Raw genomic sequence first — 19336 nt, forward strand, 5'->3', positions numbered from 1 at the left:
GGCCAGCCTCCGGGCGTGGCGCGGGTGGGTCAGACGTGCACGGCGGCCAGCCGCCGGGCGTGGCACGAGTGGGTCAGACGTGCACGGCGGCCAGCCGCCGGGCGTGGCGCGAGTGGGTCAGACGTGCACGGCGGCCAGCCGCCGGGATGCGGCGGCGGTGTTGCGGTTGGCCGGCCGGGGCAGGCCGTAGTGGTCGCGCAGGGTGCGGCCGGTGTACTCGGTGCGGAACAGTCCGCGTTCCTGCAGGATCGGCACCACGTGGTCGACGAACGCCTGGAGCCCGGACGGCAGCACCGGCGGCATGATGTTGAAGCCGTCGGCGGCGCCGGCCGCGTACCAGTTCTCGATCTGATCGGCGACCTGCACCGGCGTGCCGGTGAAGGTGAGGTGGCCGCGGCCGCCGCCGAGGCGGGCGATGAGTTCGCGGACGGTGAGCCGTTCCCGGCGGCCGAGGTTGACCACCAGCGTGCGGCGGCTCTTGGCGCCCTCGATCTCAGCCTCTTCCGGCAGGTGGGTCGGCAGTTCGGCGTCGAGGTCCAGGCCGGATTCGGCCACGCCGAGCAGTTCGGCGAGTTGCCGGATCGCGTACTCGGGGCGGATCAGATTGTTCAGTTCCGCTTCCCGAGCGCGGGCCTCCGAGGAGGTGGCGCCGATGATCGGGACGATGCCGGGCAGGATCTTGACGTGTGCCGGGTCGCGGCCGTGTTCGGCGGCCCGTCGTCTCAGGTCGTCGGCGAACTCGGTGGCGTCGGACAGCCTCTGGTGTGCCGTGAACACCGCTTCGGCGTACCGGGCTGCGAAGTTGCGACCGTTCTCCGACGAGCCTGCCTGGACCAGAACGGGGTGTCCCTGCGCGGAGCGCGGGACGTTGAGCGCCCCGGCCACCGAGTAGTAGCGGCCGCGGTGCGCCGGTGGGTAGATCTTGTCGTCGTCGCCCCAGACGCCGCGCTCCTTGTCGGCGACGATGGCCTCGTCGTCCCAGGAGTCCCAGAGCTTGAGGGAGACGTCGACGAACTCGGCGGCGCGCTCGTAGCGCTCGCTGTGCGCGGGCAGCGCGTCCAGGTTGAAGTTGCGGGCGGCGTCCAGCCCGGCGGTGGTGACGATGTTCCAGCCGGCCCGGCCGCCGCTGACGATGTCCAGCGAGGCGAAGCGGCGGGCCAGGTTGTACGGCTCGTTGTAGGTGGTCGACGCGGTCGCGATCAGCCCGATGTGCGACGTGGCCCCGGCCAGGGCGGTGAGCAGCACGGTCGGTTCGAGGACGCCGGACGGGCGGCGGCCCACCTGGTCCCAGAGCACCGGGCCGTCGGCCAGGAAGACCGAGTCGAGTTTGCCGCGCTCGGCGATCCGGGCGAGGTTCTTGAAGTGCTCGACGTCGAGGTCGGCGTGCGGGTCGCTCTCCGGGAGCCGCCAGGACGCCTCATGGTGCCCGACGCTCATCAGGAACGCGTTGAGATGCAGCATCACTGCACCCGCGGGGTGTAGTGGGTGGCCTCGTCGCCTTCGAGGATCCAGCTCTTGGTGCCGTCCAGGCTGACCGGCACGTCGCCGGCGACGGTGACCCGGTGCAGCTTGCGGGCCAGGTCGCCGTAGTCGTCGGCGGCGTAGTGCTGGGTGCTGCGGTTGTCCCAGACGACGATGTCGCCGACCTGCCACCTGTGGCGCAGGGTGTTCTCCGGCCGGGTCACGTAGTGCTGGAGCAGGCGCAGGATGTCGCGGGACTCGGTGCGGGACAGGCCGAGGATGCCGGTGACGAAGTTGCCGATGAACAGGTTCGGCCGGCCGGAGTCCGGGTTGACGCGGACGACCGGGTGGGCGGTGCGGTAGCGGGTGGACTCGAAGACCTTCTGGTACTCCTCGGCCTCGCTGGAGCGGAACTGCGGGTGCTCGGCGTAGTCGTAGGCGTTGGAGTGCTCAGCCCACAGCCGGTCGGCCAGGAACCGCAGGTGCTCGGGCAGGTCGGCGTAGGCGGCGGCGGTGTTCGAGAAGAGGGTGTCGCCGCCGTACGGCGGGATGACCAGGCTGCGCAGCGTGGTGGCCTTCGGCGGGGCGATGACGAAGGTGACGTCGGTGTGCCAGGCGTTGGCCCGGGCGCCCTCGCCGCCGGCCACCTCCAGCACGTTGGCCTGGCCGTCGACCGACGGGACGGTCGGGTGGGCGAGGGTCAGCTCGCCGAAGATCGAGGCGAACCGCTGGTGCTGTTCGTCGTCGAGATGCTGGCTGCGGAAGACGAGGACCTTGTGTTCCACGAAGGCGTCGTGAATCGCCTGGGCGTCGAACTCTCCGGTCAGGTCGACGCCGGTGATCTCGGCGCCGATCCGGCCGCCGATGCGGTTGACGGTGAGACTCATGAGTGGGTCCTCCAGGTAGAGAAGCGGCGTTCGGTGACGACGAGGAGCTGATTGACCAGCAGGCCGATCGCGGAGATCGTGATGATCCCGGCGTACATGTCGGGGACGGCGAAGTTGTACTGGGCGTAGTTGATGAGGTAGCCGAGGCCGGCTTTCGCGCCGACCATCTCGGCGGCGATCAGGATGAGGATCGAGGCGGCACCGGCAAGCCGGATGCCGGTGAAGATCGTGGGTACGGCCGCCGGCAGCACCACCTTCTGGAACAGGCGGACCGGGCCGAGGCCGAGCGACCGGGCCGACTTGATCAAGAGCGGGTCGACGGTACGGACGCCGCTGACCGTGTTCAGCAGGATCGGCCAGGTGCACCCGTAGAAGATGATCGCGACCTTGGAGGTCTCGCCGAGGCCGAGGATCAGCACGAACACCGGCAGGATGGCGAGCGCCGCGGTGTTGCGGAACACCTCCAGCAGCGGGTTGAGCAGGTTCGCGACCGGGGTGTACCAGCCGATCAGCAGGCCGAGCGGCACCGCGACCGCGATCGCGAGCCCGAACCCGGCCGCCGACCGGCCCAGGCTGGCCGACGTGTGGCTCCACAGCTCACCGGAGGCCAGCAGGTCCCACCAGGCGACGAGCACCTCGGACAGCGGTGGCAGGAAGACCGCGTCGACGGCGCCGACGCGGGGCAGGATCTCCCAGGCCAGCGCCAGGGCGCCGAGGGCGGCGATCCGGGTGAGGACGGCGCCGGTGAAGCGTGCGACGCGCCGGGCCGGCACCCGCAGCGTGCGGGGTGCGGGCAGCGCCCGGGCGGTGGTCAGGCTAGACACGGGTGACCTCCAGTTCTTCGCTGCGGGCCTTGCTGACCTCGTCGCGCAGCAGGCTCCAGATCTCGTGCCGGTAGTGGGCGAACTGAGGGTCGGAACGCAGGTCCTCGGTGGCCGAACGGGCGTCGATCGGCACGTCGACGATCTGCTTGATCCGGCCCGGCCGGGACGTCATCACGGCGACGCGCTGACCGAGGTAGACGGCCTCCTCGATGCCGTGGGTGATGAAGACGACGGTCTTGCCGGTCTTCTCCCAGATCCGCAGCAGCTCGTCCTGCAGGCCGTCGCGGGTCTGCGCGTCCAGGGCGGCGAACGGCTCGTCCATCAGCAGCACGTCCGGGTCGAAGGCGAGGCTGCGGGCGATCGCCACCCGCTGCTTCATGCCACCGGAGAGCTCGTGCGGGTAGCGGTCGTGGAAGCCGGCGAGGCCGACCAGGTCGAGGTATTCCCGGGCCTTCTCGGCACGCTCCCGGCGGGGCACGTGCTTGGCCTCCAGTCCGAATTCGACGTTGCCCTGGGCGGTGCGCCAGGGCAGCAGCGCGTACTGCTGGAAGACGATGCCGCGGTCCAGGCCGGGCCCGGTGACCTCGGCGCCGTCGACGAGGATCCGGCCGCTGCTGATCGAGGTGAGGCCGCCGAGCAGGTCGAGCAGGGTGGACTTGCCGCAGCCGCTGGGGCCGACGATGACCAGGAACTCGCCGTCGTGCACGTCGAGGGTGATGTCCTGCAGGGCGGTGACGGTCCGGCCGCGGGCGGTGAAGGTCTTGCCCACCCCGTCGAAGCGGATCTTGCTCATGAGGCTGCCCCGTTGTACTCGTTGCTGTAGAGGTCGGCGGGCTTGAGGTCGTTCTTCTTCAGCTCGCCGGTGCCGTTGAGCCAGTCGATCCAGACGCTGAAGTCGGTGTCAGCGATCCGGCCGCCGGGGCTGACGACGCCGTAGCTCTTCCAGAACTTGACCTGGCTGTCGTCCTCGTTGCGGCCGCGCTTGGCGATGATCTCCTTGAACTTGGCCTGCACGGTGGCCGGCGGCTGTGCACGGGACCAGTCGACGGCCTTGGCGACGCCGGTGGTGAATTTCCGTACGGTGTCGGGGTTCTTCTTGATGAAGTCGTCACGCAGCACGTAGCTGCCGCCGTTGAAGTCGCCCAGCAGGTCGACGTCGGTGTAGAGCGGGCGGATGCCGCCGTGCTCGATCGCGACGTCGCGCAGCGTGCCACTGAGCGCGGCGACGTCGATCTGGCCGGCCCGCAGCGACTGCTCGGTGTTGACCGGTGGCACCACGATCAGCTCGACCTGCTTGATCTCGTCGGGCGTGAGCCCGGCGCGGGTCAGGTAGGTCTTGGTGATCGCCTCGGCGTGCGCGCCGAGCGTGTTGACGCCGATCTTCTTGCCGATCAGGTCCTTGGCGGTCTTGATCGGGCTGTCCTTCAGCACGAAGAAGCCGCTGTAGTTGCCCTTGTCCGAGCCGTAGTAGCTGACCACCGCGGTGATCGGCGCCTTGGAGGCCTTGAGCTTGACGATGGCGCCGTTGAAGGCGCCACCGAAGTCGGTGTCGCCGGTGGTGGCGGCCTGGATGTCCTGCGGGCCGCTGATGGTGTTGCCGATCCATTTGAGTCTGACGTCGTCGAGATAGCCGAGACTCTCGGCCAGCTCGGCGGGCGTGACGGTGCCCACCCAGCCCTGGTAGCGCAGCTCCTTCGCCTGCTCGCCGGCGGCCGCGGCGTCGGATCCGCCGCATGCGGAGAGCAGTGCGGCGGTCAGGATGCCGGCTGCTGCGGCAGCGAGTGCGGATCTGCGGGTGGCCATGGAGGACTCCTTCTCGGGTAGGCGTCATCGGCCGAGCGGCTTGCGAAGCCGTCGGCGGAAGAAGGCAGGGTTCAGCGCGCCGGCGGGCCCGGCGGTTGCGGGAGTTGCTGCGCCCGGATGGGCCGGAGGCGACGGCCGGGCGACGATGCGCGGCGACGGTGGATCGGTCAGGGCGGCGAGGGCTCCGCCGTCGGACTCAACAGGCGCAGGTACACACCCGGAGGTAGTCGACGAAGCGGCGCCGGGTCAGACGCTTGCTCCGGTTCATGCCCTGAAACGTAGACGCCGCCGGGTCCCCGCGTCAGCCACTTTGTGACCCAGCCCACATACATTTCCCATAGGGTGAGTGGGATATGGTTCCAGCAAAAAGGGCGAGGCAGCCGCTGCCTCGCCCTTTGCGCTGAACGCTCGGTTACTCGAAGTCGCCGCCGAAGTCCTCGCCGATCTCCTCGATCGCCTCACCGGCCAGATAGCCGGCGGCCAGGCCACCGGCGATGCCCATGGCGGCGCCGCCCATGCCCGAGCCGCCGTGCCGGCGGTAGTGGCCGTGGTGGCCGTGGCCGTAGCCCGGCTGCGGGTGGCCGTAGCCGGCCGGCGCGCCGAAGCCCGGCATCGACTTGCGCTTGTCGACCGCCTGGCGCACCCAGCCGTCGACGACCTGCCGCCAGTCGGTGGTGTCGGCGTCGGCGTGCGAGACGGTGTAACGCCCGTAGGTGTCGTGGCCCTGGGTGAACAGGCCGCCGCGCTTGTCGAACTCGAGGACCACCTCGACCGTGTTCGGGTTGGTCACGAAGGTCAGCTCGACCTCGTTGATGCCGGCGTGCGCGTACTGCTGCGGCGGGTAGTACTCGATCTCCTGGTAGAACGGGAGCGTCTGGTGCACGCCGTAGATCTGCCCGTACTCCAGGTCGGCGGACTTGAAGTGGAAGCCGAGCTGGGCGAACGCGTCCATGATCCGCTGGTGGATCGGGAGCGGGTGCACGTGCACCGGGTCCAGGTCGCCCTTGTCGATGGCCCGGGCGATCGCCACCTCGGTGCGCACTCCCATCACCATGCCGCGCAGCTGCTGCCCGTACGCCGCGGTGATCGGCGTCTCCCACGGCATGTCGAACCGGAACGGCAGGGAGAGCTGCTGGCCGGCGGCGAGCCGCATCGGCCCGGTCACCGGGACCCGGAGGAAGTCCGCGACGGCCGAGTAGTCACCGCCACCGCCCTCGACCTCCATGCGCGTCACCAGGCCGAGGGTGATGTGCTCGATGTCGGCGTCCTGGGTGCCACCCACCAGGTTGACCTGGCCGGCGAGCGGGGCACCCGGGTAGGTGCTGGGGTTGGACAGCACAGTGTCCACGCTGAGCCCGCCCACCCCGAGGGCACCCAGCAACTTCTTGAAGACCACGATGTTTCTCCTGCTTCAACGGTCCGACGGCTCGAAAAAGTATCAACACCCGCTGAACGAATCCTGAGAGCTATTGTGCAAGATCATGGAGCCTGTCACCGTCTTTCACCTGGCCGATGTCGCCGTGCCGCACGAACCGGCGCCCCCGGAGGCGGTGGTCGGCGGCAGCCCGACCACCGGCGCGGTCACGGTCACCACGCTGCCCGGGCTCGGCGCCGAGATCGGCGTCTGGGAGATGAGCGCCGGCGCGGTCCGCGACGTGGAGGCCGAGGAGGCGTTCGTGCTGCTCTCCGGCCGGGCCGAGATCGAGGTCGAGGGCGGCGGCCGGGTGCCGGTCGGCCCCGGTGACCTGGTCCGGCTGGCCGCCGGCACGCGGACCGTGTGGCACGTCAGCGAGCCGCTGCGCAAGGTTTACGTCACCGGGGCTTGAGGCCGACCGCGCCGTACATGGAGACCTCGGCCGGGGTGGGCCGGTCGTGGTGCTCGGGCCGCCACTCGCTGAGCGCCACCACGCCGGGTTCGAGCAGCTCCAGGCCGTCGAGGAAGCCCGCGAAGGTGGCCCGGTCGCGGGGCCAGGCGTCGGTGTGGCCGGCGGCGAGCAGCGCGTCGTAGCGGGCGGCCACCTCGGGGGCGACGAAGTCCTTGGTCGAGTTGGTCACCACCAGGTAGCTGCCGGGCGCGGCGGCGGCGAGCAGCTCGCCGACCACCGCGCGGGCCCGGGCGTCGTCGGCGATGAAGTGCAGCACCGCGATCAGCAGGATGGCGACCGGCCGGCTCAAATCGAGGGTGCCGCGCAGCTCCGCGGAGCCCAGGATCGCGCCCGGGTCGCGCAGGTCGCCGTGCACATAGGTGGTGGCGCCGCCGTTCATCAGGGCGCGGGCGTGCGCCAGCACCATCGGGTCGTTGTCGACGTAGACCACCCGGCTGTCCAGCGCGATCGCCTGGGCCACGTCGTGCGTGTTGTCCGGCGCGGGCAGGCCGGTGCCGATGTCGATGAACTGCCGGATCCCGGCCTCGCGGGTGAGGTGGCGGATCACCCGCCCGTGGAACGCCCGGCCCTGCCGGGCGGCCACCCGGATCGCCGGATATGCCCGGGCGATCCGCTCGCCGGACTCCCGGTCCGCCCGGAAGTGGTCCTTGCCGCCGAGCCAGTAGTTCCATCGGCGGGCCGGTGAGACCGTCTCCTGATCCACTGTGGAATCTTAACCGGGTTTTCCAGCCGCCGGATCCGGCATATTCTTCCCGGGCGACCTCGGGAAAGGTTCAGCGTTGGTCACCCAAGCGCCGCCTCACCGGCCCGTCCTGCCCGGCATCCCGCCGGTCGATGACTCGCGCGGCAACGGCGACTCGGCGATCGCGGTGACGATGAAATACGCGCCGCTCGCCTTCCTGCTCGGCCTGTTCACCCCGGTGCTCGAGGTGGACGGTCAGGACGTGCCGGCGATGTGGGGCCGGGTGGTCACCTCGGTGGCGTTCGGGCCGCATCTCGTCCACGTGCACGTGCCCTACCTGTTGCCGGCCCGGATCGGCACGGCCGAGACCACCGTGGTGGCGACCCCGGGCGGCACCGTCGAGCTGGAGTACCGGGCGCCCCTGCTCTCCTTCATGGGTGGCGCCCTCGGCACTCCCCCGCAGCGTTACCCCGGCCTGGCCGCCGCGGTGATCCTGCTGATCACCGCGGTGGCGCTGGCCCTGTGCGGGTGTTTCGGGATCATCCTGTCCGCGGTGTCGAACCCGTGAGGTAACGCTCGGCCACCACGGCCGGCTGTTCCAGGACCCGGCCCGCCTCGAGGTCGCGGGCCAGCCGCAGGTACTGGGCGTGGGTCCAGGTCAGCGGGGTCGCCGAGGTGGTCGGTGTGCCCGGCTCACGGTACGGCGGCTGCCGGTCCCACACCTGCTCGGGCAGCAGCAGACCGGGTCCGGCGGCGCGGGCCATGGTGGCCAGCTGCGCCCGGGCGGCCCGCAGGTCACCGGCGGCGATCAGGTACTCGCCGCGCTCGCCGTTGAGCAGCGGCCAGGCCCGGCCCCGGGTGATCCGCGAGCCCGGCGGCAGGTCGTAGTCCCACTGGCTGCCGTCGGCCTTCTCGCCGAAGCCGTCGAACGAGGCGCGGTACCAGAACAGGCCCCGCCGGGTGGGCACGCCGAGCTGGTCGTCGACCACGTCGAGGGAGTTGCGGATCGCCGGGTCGGCGGCCGGCAGCACGCCGAGCCGGACCAGCTCCAGGAAGCCCGGGTCGACGACGCGCCGCTGGTCGACGCCGGTGGGACCGCTGTCGCCGATGTCGTACGTGGTGCCGCGGTCCGGCTGCCCGTCCTTGGTGAGCCGCAGGAAGTACGGCTTCGCCGAGTACGGCCCGGTGCTGGTCACCGTCCAGCCCTTGACGTTCGCCCGCCAGTCGTCGGCGGTCGCCAGGTAGCGGGCCGAGGCGGCGGTGTCGCCGTTGGCGCGGGCGATCGCGGCCGCGCAGACCAGCCCGGCGATCTGCGCCGCGATGGTGGCCGGCGAGTAACCGGACTGGTTCTCCCAGCGGTCCTGCGGGCTGAACGGCGCGCCCTCGTAGCCGATCAGGAAGTCGGCGGCCTTCCTCACCCCGCTCCAGGTCGCCGCGTCGGTGCGCCCCAGCTGGTACGCCAGCACCAGCGGCAACGCGACCTCGTCGAGCTGCAGGCCGGCCCACACCGGGGTGCCGTCGAGCCGGGAATTCTGCGGGAACGAGCCGTCCGGCTTCTGCTGCACGGTGAACAGGTAGTCCAGCGCCCGTTCGGCGCCGGCCCGGTCACCGGCGGCGAGCAGCCCGGTCGCGATCTGGTAGAGGTCACGCGCCCAGATCAGGTGGTACGGCCCGGACGGGTCGTCGCGGCCGAACGCCCACGGGGCGGCGGGGGCGGCCACGTACGCGCCGCGGTGCGTCTTGTCCTCGCTGGCCGCCAGGACCATCGCGGAGACCCGGTAGAGGCCGCGGTCGGCGACGGCCGGCGCCCGGTCGACGGACGCCAGGTAGCGGGCCCAGCCGGCGGCGTAGTCCCGGGCGACCCGGCCGAAGCCGCGGTCCAGCGCGGACCGGGCGACGCCGAGGGCCTGCCCGGCCGAGGGCCCGAAGCCGAGCGCGAGTGTCGCCCGGTGCCGGGCCAGCCTGACCTCGCCGGTCTGCACCAGGCTGCCCGGCCCGGCGCTGCGGTAGCGCCAGTCCATCCGGCCGTCGGCGAGCAGGTCGGTCCAGCCGTCGGAGACGCCGGCGTAGCCGCTGGAGGTCGCGGCGAAGGCGGGTCTCGCGGTGAACGCGCTGCTCACCGGCCCGTCGGAGGCGAGCAGGGCGGCGCCGCCGGTGCGGCCGGAGTCACCGCCGCGGGTGTTGCCGAGCGCGGGGTCGTAGATCGCGTAGAGCCGGTACGGGCGGTCACCGCGGGTGGTGAGGCGCAGGTCGACCAGCACACCGGCGGCGCGCGGGTCGGTGGTGTAGGAGGCGGACAGCTTCCACCGGCCGGAGCGCTCGGTGAAGACCTGCCGGTAGCTGAGGCTGCGGTCGCTGGTCAGTGAGGTGGTGACCGCGGCCGCCTCCTCGGCGCGGACCGCCCGCCCGTCCGGGCCGGCCAGCACGAACTGCAGGGCGCGTGCGCTCGGCGCACCGATGTCGGGGTAGAAGATCTCGCCGAGCCCACCGGAACCCTGCACGGTGGCCCAGACCTTGCTGCGGGTGTCCGCCGAGGTGAGGAAGCCGGTCTTGGCGGCCGGCAGGTACTGCTGGTCGATGCCCGGCCCGGGTGGCGGCGGCGCAGGCAGCAGCGAGAGAACGACAACTACCGATGTCCACATGCCTCCGGTCTACACCATCACGGCTTGGCCTGAAGCTCGTCGTGCAGGGCCCGCATCAGTTCCGCGCTGGTGAACGGTTTCTCCAGAAGGTGCACATCGGCCGCGAGGGTGCCGTGGGTGGTCAGGACCGGCTGGGCGTACCCGGACATGAACAGCACCTTGGTGCCCGGCCAGGAGCCCAGCACCCGGTCGGCCAGGTCCTTGCCCAGCATGCCCGGCATGATCACGTCGGTGAGCAGGACGTCGACGGTGTTCTCGGCGGCCAGCCGCAGCGCCTCCTCGCCGCCGCCGGCGGCCAGCACGGTGTAGCCGCCGCGCCGCAGGATGCGGCAGGTCACCTCGCGCAGCGCGTCCTCGTCCTCGACCACCAGCACGGTGGCGCCGTGCCCGGTCAGCTCGGCCGTGTTCTCCTCGGCCGCGGCCTCCTGGGCCTGCGCCTCGGTGGCGGGCAGCAAGATCGTGAAGGTGGTGCCGATCCCCGGCTCGGAGTAGATCTGCACGGTGCCACCGGCCTGCGTGACGATGCCGTAGACGGTGGCCAGGCCGAGGCCGGTGCCCTGACCGCTGGGCTTGGTGGTGAAGAACGGCTCGAACGCCTTGTCGATCACCTCCTTCGGCATGCCGGTGCCGGTGTCGGAGACGCGCAGGCGCACGTAACGGCCCGGGGCGAGCCCGGCGCGGGCGGCGGCGTGCTCCGAGTCGACCTGGACCCGGGCGGTGTCGATGGTGAGCCGGCCGCCGGTCGGCATCGCGTCGCGGGCGTTGACCGCCAGGTTGACCAGCACCTGTTCCAGCTGGCCGGGGTCGGCCATCACCGACGGCAGGCCGGCCGTGGTGCGCACGGTCAGCGCGATGTGCTCGCCGAGGGACCGCTCCAGCATCTGGTGCACCTCGGTGACCACCGTGTTCAGGTTGAGCGGCCGGGGCCGGATCACCTCGCGGCGGGCGAAGGCGAGCAGCTGGTGGGTGAGGTCGCTGCCGCGCCGCGCGGCCCGCGCGATCTGCTCGGCGTCGACCGCCGGCGGACTGCCCGCGGCGTCCTCGACGATGAACGACGCGTAGTTGAGGATGACCGCCAGCAGGTTGTTGAAGTCGTGGGCGATGCCGCCGGCCAGCTGGCCCAGGCTCTCCAGCCGTTGCGCCTGCTGCATCCGGGCCTCCAGGCGCTGCCGGTCGGTCTCCTCGCGCAGCCGGCGCCGTTCCTCCTCGGCGGCGAGCCGTTCGGTGATGTCGCGGACCACCACCACGATGACCGTGCCGCTCTCGCTGTGCAGCGAGCTGCAGGCGATGTCGACCGGCAGTTCCAGGCCGCCGCGGCGCAGCGCGCGGCGGGTGGCCCAGCGCTGGTCGGCCGGGTCGTCGGCGCGTTCGGTGTCCAGCGGGGTGCTGTCGCCCCCGGTGCGCAGCACGGCCGAGACCGGGGGCAGGCCGTCCGGCAGCAGCTGGTCCAGCGGCATGTGCAGCAGGTCGTAGCGGGGGAAGCCGAACAGGCGCTCGGCCTCGGCGTTGACCAGCACCACCTCGCCGGTCTCGCCGACGCCGAGCATCGCGTCCGGGGCGGCGTCGAGGAAGGCCTGCACCCGGGCCTCGGCCCGTTCCCGTTCGCTGATGTCGCGGGCGATGCTGGTGGTGCCGAAGATGGCGCCGCGCTCGTCGAGCAGCGGCGAGATCAGCATGGAGACCGCGATGGTCTCGCCCTTGGCGTTCTGCCGGACGCTGCGGTAGCGGTCGACCCGGCCGCCGAGGCGGACCAGCAGGCGGACCTGTTCCTCGTCGGTGCGCCGGTCGGCCGGGATGATCGCGTCGACCGGTTTGCCGATCATGTCGGCGGCCGGGTACCCGTAGAGCATCTCGGCGCCGGGGTTCCAGGAGAGCACCCGGCCCTGCAGGTCGGTGGTGACGATCGCGTCGTGCGACGACTGGACGATCGAGGCGAGCAGCGCGCGGGTCCGGGCCGCCTCCCGTTGCGCGGTGTCGTCACGGAGCACCGCGGTCACGTACGTCTCACCGTCGGGCGCGCTGACCGCGGAGAGCGAGACCTCGACGGCGAAGACGGTGCCGTCGAGGCGCAGGCCGCGCAGCGGCAGGCGGCGCAGCGGCCGGTGCTCACCGCTGAGATATCCGGCGCGCTGCGCCGGGTGCCGGTCCCGCACGTCCGGCGGGACCAGGGCGTCGACCGAGGTGCCCACCAGGGTTTCGGCGCGATAGCCGAACATCTCGTGTGCCCGGCGATTGGCCAGGGTGATGGCGCCGTCCGAGCGGCTGACGATGATCGCGTCCGGGGCGGTGTCGAGCAGGAGCCCCGGGATCTCGCGTGGCTCCACCGCTACCTCCCGCCCTCTAAAGTAAGTCTATTCGGATATTCCGGGTATGCGGATGGCGAATCTGAGAAAACCTGGCGAGGTGAGCAGTACTCCGGAGCCGCCCGCCACGATCGATCCGAACCGCCCCAGCGCCGCGCGCATCTACGACGCGTTCCTCGGCGGCACGCACAACTTCGCCGCCGACCGGGCGGTCGCCGCCCGCGCCGTCGAGATGATGCCGCAGACCCCGCTGGTCGCCCAGGCCAACCGGGCCTTCCTGCGCCGGACCGTGCGGTACGCGATCGACCACGGCATCCGCCAGTTCCTCGATCTGGGCTCCGGCATCCCGACCATGCACAACGTCCACGAGGTGGCGCAGGCGGTCGCCCCGGACACCCGGGTGGTCTACGTCGACATCGATCCGACCGCCGTGCTCTATGCCCGGCACCTCGTCGACGGCGATCCGCACACCGCCGTGGTGCACGGCGACCTGCAGCAGCCGAAGATCCTGCTGGCCGAGCCGGAGGTCCGTGACCTGCTGGACCTGAGCCGGCCGGTCGCCGTCCTGATGATCGCCGTGCTGCACTTCGTGCCGGACAGCCCGCTGCTGCCCGCCGCCCTGCGCGCCTACCGGGAGGCCGCCGCACCCGGCAGCCTGCTGGTGATCTCGCACGGCGCCGGCGGTTCCTCCTCGGCGGAGGTGGACCGGCTCGCCGACCTCTACAACCGCACCGGCACGCCGCTGGTGCCGCGCGACGCGGAGCAGGTGGCCCGCTTCTTCGAGGGGTGGCGGCTGGTCGAGCCCGGCCTGGTCGGCGTGCAGGCGTGGCGGCCCGGCCCGGACGAGCCGCGGCTGCCGGAGCCGGTCGCCGGCGTCATGCTGGGCGGCGTCGGCGTGAGATAGGCACCCCGGCGTCGGCCGGGCGGTCCCAGCCGTCGCAGTGGTCCTCCGGCTCGACCTCGATCAGATCGAGCAGGTCCGGGCCGGTGTGCCCGGTGTCGACCGTTGTGCCGATCAGGCCCAGCAGTGCGGCACAGTTGCGCCCGTAGCCCTGCACCATGCGGTCGACCCGGGTGGGGTGACCGCACCGGCGGCACGGGCGCATCCGCTCGATCCGTTCCACGGCACCAGTGTCAGCTCTCGCCGAGGGCCTCGGCCAGTTGATCCCGCGACATCTTCGACCGGCCGGGGATCTGCCGCTGCTTCGCCTTCTCGTACAGGTCGTGCCGGCTAAGCGGCTCGGGCTTGTCCGATTTGTCGGCGCTCACCTGCTTGTCCTCGACGATCTTCGGCACGGTCTCCCCCTCCGATGACGGATGCCCGGTGCGGAATACCCGGTAAGGACGGATTCATCCCCACAGCAAACACTCAACTTCGGTCGCGTACCGTCGGCGCAGTTCTTGATCGAGAAGGAGATCCACGTGCAGGCGTTCCGGGTGTTCCGGGTGACCGCGATCCTCGAGGCGTTCTCGTGGACCGGGCTGCTGGTCGGCATGTACCTCAAGCACGTCACCGAGACCACCGAGGCCGGGGTGTGGCTGTTCGGCCGGCTGCACGGCGCGCTGTTCGTCGCCTACCTGGCGGCCACGCTGTGGGTCGCGCGCGCCGAGCGCTGGTCGCTGTGGCGCACGCTCTTCGGCCTGGCGTCATCCATCCCGCCGCTCACCACGCTGATCTTCGAGCGCTGGGTGACCCGGCGCCGGCCGCAGGCCGCCGTCGCGGCGGCAAGCTGAGCGGCAGGCTGGGCGGCAAGCTGAGCCGAGTGCCGGCCACGCGGGCCGCCAACCGCGCGGCCGGCACTCCCGCAAACCCCTGATCGGTACGGAAGCGGAAGCGCCCGTGGCCAAGCGCGCTCACCCAGCCACTCCCGGCCCCGGCGCGACCGCCGGGAAACGGCAGGTGGTCACCGCCGTGGGGACCCCGCCCCACCGAAGGTGCCGAGCGCAGTGAACCGCGCGTCCAGGTCGTCCACCCACTGCGCCGGCGTCCGCCGGTCCGGCAACGCGACCCCGGCCTCGGCCCGCCACAGCGCGTCATCCAGCACGGTGCGCAGGTGCCAGGCCATGACCCGGTCCACGTCCACCGAGGCGCCGGAGATCCGCTCGTAGTGCGCCACCGTCGCGGTGAACAGCTCGACACCGCAGTCCCCGGGCAGACAGCGCAGGTCGAACTCGGGCTCACCGGCACCCGCCGTCTCCCAGTCGACGACCAGGCGCAGCCGCGGTGACTCCCCTTCCCAGAGGTGGTTGTCGCCGTGGAAGTCGCCGTGCACCAGAACGGTCCGGCCCGGCGCCGCGAGTGCCCGGTCGGCCCAGTCGCACCACGACGACACCACGTCCCGCTGGCCGGGTCTGATCAGCGCCCCGAACCGGGCCCGCAGAGTGTCCGTCGAGGTGTGCGCCGCCGGTTGGGGCAGCGGGCCCAGCGCTTCGGACACCGTTGCCAGCAGCCGCGGGTCGTGCAGGCCGGCGAGAACCGCGGCGAGATCACGCGCGACGGCCTGCCGGTCGGCGGCCGCGATCCGGTGCCGCACGCCGAAGAACGGCGCCGCGTCCGCGCGGCGGGTGACCAGCATCGCCGGGGTGCGGGACGCCGCCACCACGACGGGCAGCGGCATCCACGGCGCGGCCGTCCGCAGCGTCGCCAGCAGCCGCGCCTCGTGGCAGATCCGCAGCGCCGGCGGCCGGGCCCAGGCGAACTTCACCACGAACCGGCCGTCGACCACGGCGCTGGCCGCGCACCACTGCGGGTCGTCGTCCGGCTCCAGGCCGCGGGGCACGACGGTGCCGTCGGCCAAGTCCGGCGCCACCGTGCGCAGCGCGGCCCGCAGCGCCGCCACGGTCGGCTCGGGCAGCCAGGTCAACGCCATCCGGTCAGGCTATTTGACGGCGATCGGGTTGACCGGGGAGCCGACCGCCCCGGTGATCGGCAGCGGGGCCGCGGTCAGCCAGAACTCGTGGACGCCGTCGGCGGCGCAGTCCGCGGCGAGCGCCTCCATGTCCCACATCTCGCCGAGGAACAGGCCGATGTGCGGGATCGCCACCTGGTGCAGCGGCTGGAAGGCGTCGTCGAACTCGTTCGGGCGCACCTCGAAACCCCACGTGTCGGTGGCGATCGCGGCGATCTCGGTGCGGTGCAGCCAGTCGGCAGTGGTGAACGACAGCCCCGGGGCCGGGCCGCCCGCGTAGTCACCCCAGCCGTCCCGGCGGACGCGGGCGAGCTGACCCGTACGGACGAGAACGATGTCTCCCCGGCCCACCCGCACACCGTGCGCGTCGATGGTGGCCGTGAGGTGCTCCTCCGTGATGGCGAAGCCATCCGGAAGCTCGCCGTCGGTGCCCAGCGTGCGCCCGACGTCCAGCAGCACGCCGCGCCCGGCGATCACGTCGGCGACCGTCTCGATGCCGGTGCGCGAGTCGCCCAGGCTGGTCACCACCTCGGCGGCGAGGCGGCCGTTCCAGGCGTAGCCGTGGTCGAAGATGTGCCCGAGCCCGTCCCACTGCGTCGAGCACTGCAGCGGCATGGCGATGACGTCGTCGGCGCCGCCGATGCCGTGCGGGAAGCCCTGCACCCCGGCGGCCGCGTCGGTGCCGGTGTCGAGCATGGTGTGCACCGGGTTGGTGCGCCGGCGCCAGCCTTTCTGCGGGCCGTTCGCGTCGAACGACTGCGACAGCGAGAACGACACCCCGCGGCGCACCAGCGATGCGCCCTGCGTGCGCTTCTGCGGGGTCAGGAAGTTCATGGTTCCGCGTACGTCGTCCGCACCCCACCGCCCCCAGTTGGAGCAGCGCTTGGCCGCCGCCGCGATGGCGCCCTCGGGGTCCGTCCGGTCGATCATGCGAACTCCCCGGCGACCCAGTCGGCGATGTACGTCTGCACGTGCGCGAAGTGGTCCAGCCCGATGTGCTCGGCCCCGCCCTCGGCGGCCGTGAAGATCCGCAGCTCACGCTTGGGCGAGTTGACCGCCTGCTCGTAGGAGCGGTGCGCGTAGGCGAGCGGGATCTGCCGGTCGTTCTCACCGTGGCAGATCAGGAACGGCACGGTGATCTGCTCGACCACCCCGTCGAGGTTGACCGCCTCGGCCTTCTTGATGAACGTGTCCAGGTCGGTCTCACCCCACACCCACAGCACGTGGTCCCAGTAGTGCGGGACCGGGTTCTCCCCTTCCCGTTCGAGCCGGCGCTTCTGCACCGCACCCCAGTCGTGGTTGGCGCCCCAGGCCACGCAGAGCGCGAGCCGCTTCTCGAAGGCGGCGGCCCGCGGCGCGTAGTAGCCGCCGAGCGACCACCCGATCAGGCCGATCTTCTCCGCCTGCACGTCGTCCCGGGTCAGCAGGTAGTCGACGCACGCTTTGGCCCAGTCCTCGGTCTCCACCCGGCTGGTCAGACCGAGGAACCGCAGCGCCTCACCGCTGCCCGGGCAGTCGACCATCAGGGTGTTGATCCCGCGGGCCGCCATCTCGTGGGCGAAGCCCGAGGCGTACATGTGCTCCTTGGTGGAGTCCAGCCCGTTCCACAGGATGATCGTCGGCGCCGGCCCGGCGACGGGAGCCTTCTTGAAGTACGCCGGCAGCAGCGCCCCCTCGAACGGGATCGCCACCCGGGTGGTGTCCGGGTCGATCAGGTCGAACGCCTTCTGCTGCAGGTCGAGCAGCCGCTGGTAGAAGGCCCTGCGGTCGGGCGACTTGGCGCTCTGCATCCGCTCGGCCTGGGCCAGGTAGTTGGTGGCCCGCTGGTATTTCTGGCCGGCGGTGCGCAGGTGCCCGGCGGCCTCGTCGGCGGCCGCCTGCGCCGCCAGGTCCTCGGCGACCTGGGCCCAGGACGCCATGAACTCCTTGGTGCCGACGTCCGAGCCCTGCGCGGCCAGCTCGCGGATCGGACGGCAGGCGCGGTCCACCTCGTCGATCAGGCCGCCGCTGTTCAGGGTGGCGACGACGCCCAGGTTCCAGACGTAGTTGCCGGGGAAGTACTCGAACATTCAGTGCTGCCTTTCGTTTCGCGCGGCAGCCGGGTCACGGCGCCGCACTTTCTCCAGCTCGCCCGCTGGTTGTCCGGAGATGACGGTGTTCGTCAGGCTGCCGATGCCCTCGACGGTCAGCGTCACCACGTCGCCGTCGCGCAGCGGGGGCGGATCCTGCTTGCCGTTGCGGCCCCACAGCTCGGCCAGGCAGCCGCCGTTGCCGACCGTGCCCGAGCCGAGCACGTCACCGGCGACCACCCGGCTGTCCCGGGCGGCGTAGGCGAGCATGGTCTCGAAGGTCCAGCCCATGTTGCTGAGCAGGTCCCGGCCCACCTCGGCGCCGTTGACGGTCGCCGTGCACCACAGGTCGAGGAAGCCCGCCTTCCTACGACTCTCCAGCTCGTCGGCGGTGACGATCCACGGGCCCAGCGTGCCGGCGAAGTCCTTGCCCTTGGCCGGGCCCAGGCTGACCTTCATCTCCCGGCTCTGCAGGTCCCGTGCCGACCAGTCGTTGAAGATCGTGTAGCCGAAGATCCGCTGGTCGGGGCCGATGATCGCGGCGACCTCCAGCTCGAAGTCGCGGGCCACCGACGCCGCCGGGAACGGCACCTCGTCGTCCGGGCCGAGCACGGTGTGCGGGTTGGTGAAGTAGAAGGTCGGCGCGGCGTACCACGCCTCGGGCACCCCGCTCGCGCCGTCGATGCTGCGGCGCACGCCTTCGACGTGCTCCTCGAACGCGACGAAGTCACGGATCGAGCGGGGCCGCAGCGGCGCCAGCAGGCGCACGCTCGCCAGGGGTACGGCCGGCGCGGTGTCCCGTCCGTCCGGGCCGGTTCCGATGATCTCGAGCATGTCCGGGTCGCCGGTGAACGGCCGCACCAGGTCACCGTCGACGATGCCGGTCCGGGTCCGGCCGTCGTGCCGGAAGGTGGCGAGCCGCATCAGACCGGCGGGGCGACGAAGACGCCGCGGTCGACGTCGTTGAACGACTGCTTCGCGACGAACTCGTTCATCGGGTTCGCGGTGCCCCACTGGTCGCTGACCGTCGGGTCGGAGAAGTCGTAGAGGTGCGGGTGCCAGGTGTCCTCGTCGAGTTCCTCCAGCTCGGTGGTGTACTCGATGGTGTTGCCGTGCGGGTCGAGGAAGTAGCTGAAGGTGTTGTTGCCGGCCATGTGCCGGCCCGGGCCCCACACCTTCTCCACGCCGCCGCGCAGCAGCCGGCCGGTGCCGCGCATGTACTCGTCGATGCCGCGCATCTCGAACGACGCGTGATGCAGCGAGACGTGCGGGCCGCGGGCGATCGCCAGGCTGTGGTGCCAGCGGTTGGTCCGCAGGAACCACATCATCTCGCCCATCCGCGGGTGCATCAGGGTGTCCGAGAGGGCGAAGTTCAGGTGGGCGTTGTAGAAGGCGACGGTCGCCTCCGGGTTCGGCGAGTTGATCACCACGTGCGAGAGCTTGACCGGGACGGACTCGCCCTCCTCCAGCCTGCGGTGCTGCCGCACCGCCACGTCGCAGGAGACCTCGACGGTCCGGCCGTCGATGTCGAAGAAGCGGAAGCCGTAGCCGCCGCCGGGAGTCTGCAGCTTGCCCGGCTCGCTGACCAGCTTGATCCCGGCCCGGCCGAGGCGTTCGGCGAGCGCGTTCACGTCGGCCTCGTTCGTGGCGCCGAAGGCGATCAGGTCGAGGCGCTTCTCGGCGGCCTTGCGCAGCCGCACCGAGTACTGCTCGGGTGAGCCGGCCGCCGCCAGGAAGGCGATGCCCTCGTCGGTGGTCTCGGCGTCCAGGCCCCACATGTCCGTGTAGAACTCGAGCTGCTTGTCGTAGTCCGGCACGGCCAGGTCGACGTGGCGCAGGTGGGTGATCAGTCGTTCGTCGTTCATGTTCG

20 protein-coding genes are annotated in these 19336 nt (G+C 71.5%); 4 read left to right on the plus strand and 16 right to left on the minus strand.

Features of this window, described 5'->3' with window-relative positions; genetic code table 11:
- Positions 1 to 117: 117 nt before the first annotated feature.
- The 6 genes from AB0F81_RS06015 to AB0F81_RS06040 form a co-directional block, all read right to left on the minus strand.
- The gene (locus AB0F81_RS06015; protein ID WP_360191672.1) at positions 118 to 1461 is read right to left on the minus strand and encodes an LLM class flavin-dependent oxidoreductase; all 1344 of its coding nucleotides are present in this window, start codon (positions 1459 to 1461) and stop codon (positions 118 to 120) included.
- A complete protein-coding gene (locus AB0F81_RS06020) occupies positions 1461 to 2348 on the minus strand; it encodes a TauD/TfdA family dioxygenase (RefSeq protein WP_360191675.1) in 888 nt (295 codons plus the stop codon). The genes AB0F81_RS06015 and AB0F81_RS06020 overlap by 1 nt, the downstream gene beginning before the upstream one ends.
- Positions 2345 to 3172, minus strand: coding sequence for an ABC transporter permease (locus AB0F81_RS06025; protein WP_360191683.1), 828 nt, complete (start codon positions 3170 to 3172; stop codon positions 2345 to 2347). The genes AB0F81_RS06020 and AB0F81_RS06025 overlap by 4 nt, the downstream gene beginning before the upstream one ends.
- Complete coding sequence (locus tag AB0F81_RS06030; protein ID WP_360191686.1) at positions 3165 to 3965, minus strand: ABC transporter ATP-binding protein; 801 nt, start codon at positions 3963 to 3965, stop codon at positions 3165 to 3167. The genes AB0F81_RS06025 and AB0F81_RS06030 overlap by 8 nt, the downstream gene beginning before the upstream one ends.
- Complete coding sequence (locus AB0F81_RS06035) at positions 3962 to 4975, minus strand: ABC transporter substrate-binding protein (protein WP_360191689.1); 1014 nt, start codon at positions 4973 to 4975, stop codon at positions 3962 to 3964. The genes AB0F81_RS06030 and AB0F81_RS06035 overlap by 4 nt, the downstream gene beginning before the upstream one ends.
- 412 nt (positions 4976 to 5387) lie before the next feature.
- The gene (locus AB0F81_RS06040) at positions 5388 to 6371 is read right to left on the minus strand and encodes a sporulation protein (protein ID WP_360191692.1); all 984 of its coding nucleotides are present in this window, start codon (positions 6369 to 6371) and stop codon (positions 5388 to 5390) included.
- Between the two features lie 85 nt (positions 6372 to 6456).
- Between AB0F81_RS06040 and AB0F81_RS06045 the strand changes: the two genes are divergently transcribed.
- Positions 6457 to 6801, plus strand: a complete 345-nt coding sequence (locus AB0F81_RS06045) for a cupin domain-containing protein (protein ID WP_360191695.1) — start codon at positions 6457 to 6459, stop codon at positions 6799 to 6801.
- On the opposite strand, the gene AB0F81_RS06050 is transcribed toward AB0F81_RS06045, so the two are convergent.
- Positions 6788 to 7564 (minus strand): SAM-dependent methyltransferase, encoded by a 777-nt coding sequence (locus tag AB0F81_RS06050; protein WP_360191698.1) that lies wholly within the window; start codon positions 7562 to 7564, stop codon positions 6788 to 6790. The two genes, AB0F81_RS06045 and AB0F81_RS06050, sit on opposite strands and share 14 nt — an antisense overlap.
- Positions 7565 to 7640: 76 nt before the next feature.
- On the opposite strand from AB0F81_RS06050, the gene AB0F81_RS06055 reads away from it, so the two are divergent.
- The gene (locus AB0F81_RS06055; protein WP_360191701.1) at positions 7641 to 8111 is read left to right on the plus strand and encodes a hypothetical protein; all 471 of its coding nucleotides are present in this window, start codon (positions 7641 to 7643) and stop codon (positions 8109 to 8111) included.
- On the opposite strand, the gene AB0F81_RS06060 is transcribed toward AB0F81_RS06055, so the two are convergent.
- Positions 8083 to 10185, minus strand: coding sequence for a glycoside hydrolase family 15 protein (locus tag AB0F81_RS06060; RefSeq protein ID WP_360191704.1), 2103 nt, complete (start codon positions 10183 to 10185; stop codon positions 8083 to 8085). The two genes, AB0F81_RS06055 and AB0F81_RS06060, sit on opposite strands and share 29 nt — an antisense overlap.
- A 17-nt stretch (positions 10186 to 10202) precedes the next feature.
- Complete coding sequence (locus AB0F81_RS06065) at positions 10203 to 12509, minus strand: PAS domain S-box protein (protein ID WP_360191707.1); 2307 nt, start codon at positions 12507 to 12509, stop codon at positions 10203 to 10205.
- Between the two features lie 79 nt (positions 12510 to 12588).
- On the opposite strand from AB0F81_RS06065, the gene AB0F81_RS06070 reads away from it, so the two are divergent.
- Positions 12589 to 13392 (plus strand): SAM-dependent methyltransferase, encoded by an 804-nt coding sequence (locus tag AB0F81_RS06070; RefSeq protein ID WP_360191710.1) that lies wholly within the window; start codon positions 12589 to 12591, stop codon positions 13390 to 13392.
- On the opposite strand, the gene AB0F81_RS06075 is transcribed toward AB0F81_RS06070, so the two are convergent.
- Together AB0F81_RS06075 and AB0F81_RS06080 are read right to left on the minus strand one after the other, a co-directional pair.
- The gene (locus AB0F81_RS06075) at positions 13364 to 13612 is read right to left on the minus strand and encodes a hypothetical protein (protein ID WP_360191713.1); all 249 of its coding nucleotides are present in this window, start codon (positions 13610 to 13612) and stop codon (positions 13364 to 13366) included. The two genes, AB0F81_RS06070 and AB0F81_RS06075, sit on opposite strands and share 29 nt — an antisense overlap.
- Before the next feature lie 10 nt (positions 13613 to 13622).
- Entirely contained in the window at positions 13623 to 13784 is a 162-nt protein-coding gene (locus tag AB0F81_RS06080) for a hypothetical protein (protein ID WP_360191716.1), read from the minus strand.
- 126 nt (positions 13785 to 13910) lie between these two features.
- Here AB0F81_RS06080 and AB0F81_RS06085 point away from each other — a divergent pair, with 126 nt between their 5' ends.
- Positions 13911 to 14222, plus strand: coding sequence for a DUF3817 domain-containing protein (locus AB0F81_RS06085; protein ID WP_360191923.1), 312 nt, complete (start codon positions 13911 to 13913; stop codon positions 14220 to 14222).
- Positions 14223 to 14392: 170 nt separating this feature from the next.
- Here AB0F81_RS06085 and AB0F81_RS06090 read toward each other — a convergent pair whose 3' ends face one another.
- From AB0F81_RS06090 to AB0F81_RS06110, 5 genes are read right to left on the minus strand one after another with little or no spacing between them, the layout of a single operon-like run.
- Positions 14393 to 15358: a phosphotransferase gene (locus AB0F81_RS06090; RefSeq protein WP_360191719.1), complete on the minus strand. Its 966-nt coding sequence runs from the start codon at positions 15356 to 15358 to the stop codon at positions 14393 to 14395.
- A gap of 9 nt (positions 15359 to 15367) precedes the next feature.
- The gene (locus AB0F81_RS06095; RefSeq protein ID WP_360191722.1) at positions 15368 to 16327 is read right to left on the minus strand and encodes a cyclase family protein; all 960 of its coding nucleotides are present in this window, start codon (positions 16325 to 16327) and stop codon (positions 15368 to 15370) included.
- Entirely contained in the window at positions 16324 to 17466 is a 1143-nt protein-coding gene (locus tag AB0F81_RS06100; protein WP_360191725.1) for an alpha/beta fold hydrolase, read from the minus strand. Before AB0F81_RS06100 ends, AB0F81_RS06095 begins: the two co-directional genes overlap by 4 nt.
- Positions 17467 to 18390 carry a fumarylacetoacetate hydrolase family protein gene (locus tag AB0F81_RS06105; protein WP_360191728.1) on the minus strand — a complete coding sequence of 308 codons (924 nt, stop codon included), beginning with the start codon at positions 18388 to 18390 and terminating at the stop codon, positions 17467 to 17469.
- A complete protein-coding gene (locus AB0F81_RS06110) occupies positions 18390 to 19331 on the minus strand; it encodes a VOC family protein (RefSeq protein ID WP_360191731.1) in 942 nt (313 codons plus the stop codon). The genes AB0F81_RS06105 and AB0F81_RS06110 overlap by 1 nt, the downstream gene beginning before the upstream one ends.
- Between the last annotated feature and the right edge of the window lie 5 nt (positions 19332 to 19336).

The organism is Actinoplanes sp. NPDC024001, from assembly GCF_040638955.1.
Lineage (GTDB): Bacteria > Actinomycetota > Actinomycetes > Mycobacteriales > Micromonosporaceae > Actinoplanes.

What these genes read in the sequence shown, in the direction of transcription:
- AB0F81_RS06030 (WP_360191686.1), bottom strand. Translation starts at nt 3,965, where the DNA reads ATGAGCAAGATCCGCTTCGACGGGGTGGGCAAGACCTTCACCGCCCGC.
- AB0F81_RS06035 (WP_360191689.1), bottom strand. Translation starts at nt 4,975, where the DNA reads ATGGCCACCCGCAGATCCGCACTCGCTGCCGCAGCAGCCGGCATCCTG.
- AB0F81_RS06100 (WP_360191725.1), bottom strand. Translation starts at nt 17,466, where the DNA reads ATGTTCGAGTACTTCCCCGGCAACTACGTCTGGAACCTGGGCGTCGTC.
- AB0F81_RS06045 (WP_360191695.1), top strand. Translation starts at nt 6,457, where the DNA reads ATGGAGCCTGTCACCGTCTTTCACCTGGCCGATGTCGCCGTGCCGCAC.
- AB0F81_RS06110 (WP_360191731.1), bottom strand. Translation starts at nt 19,331, where the DNA reads ATGAACGACGAACGACTGATCACCCACCTGCGCCACGTCGACCTGGCC.
- AB0F81_RS06020 (WP_360191675.1), bottom strand. Translation starts at nt 2,348, where the DNA reads ATGAGTCTCACCGTCAACCGCATCGGCGGCCGGATCGGCGCCGAGATC.
- AB0F81_RS06015 (WP_360191672.1), bottom strand. Translation starts at nt 1,461, where the DNA reads ATGCTGCATCTCAACGCGTTCCTGATGAGCGTCGGGCACCATGAGGCG.
- AB0F81_RS06060 (WP_360191704.1), bottom strand. Translation starts at nt 10,185, where the DNA reads ATGTGGACATCGGTAGTTGTCGTTCTCTCGCTGCTGCCTGCGCCGCCG.
- AB0F81_RS06090 (WP_360191719.1), bottom strand. Translation starts at nt 15,358, where the DNA reads ATGGCGTTGACCTGGCTGCCCGAGCCGACCGTGGCGGCGCTGCGGGCC.
- AB0F81_RS06095 (WP_360191722.1), bottom strand. Translation starts at nt 16,327, where the DNA reads ATGATCGACCGGACGGACCCCGAGGGCGCCATCGCGGCGGCGGCCAAG.
- AB0F81_RS06105 (WP_360191728.1), bottom strand. Translation starts at nt 18,390, where the DNA reads ATGCGGCTCGCCACCTTCCGGCACGACGGCCGGACCCGGACCGGCATC.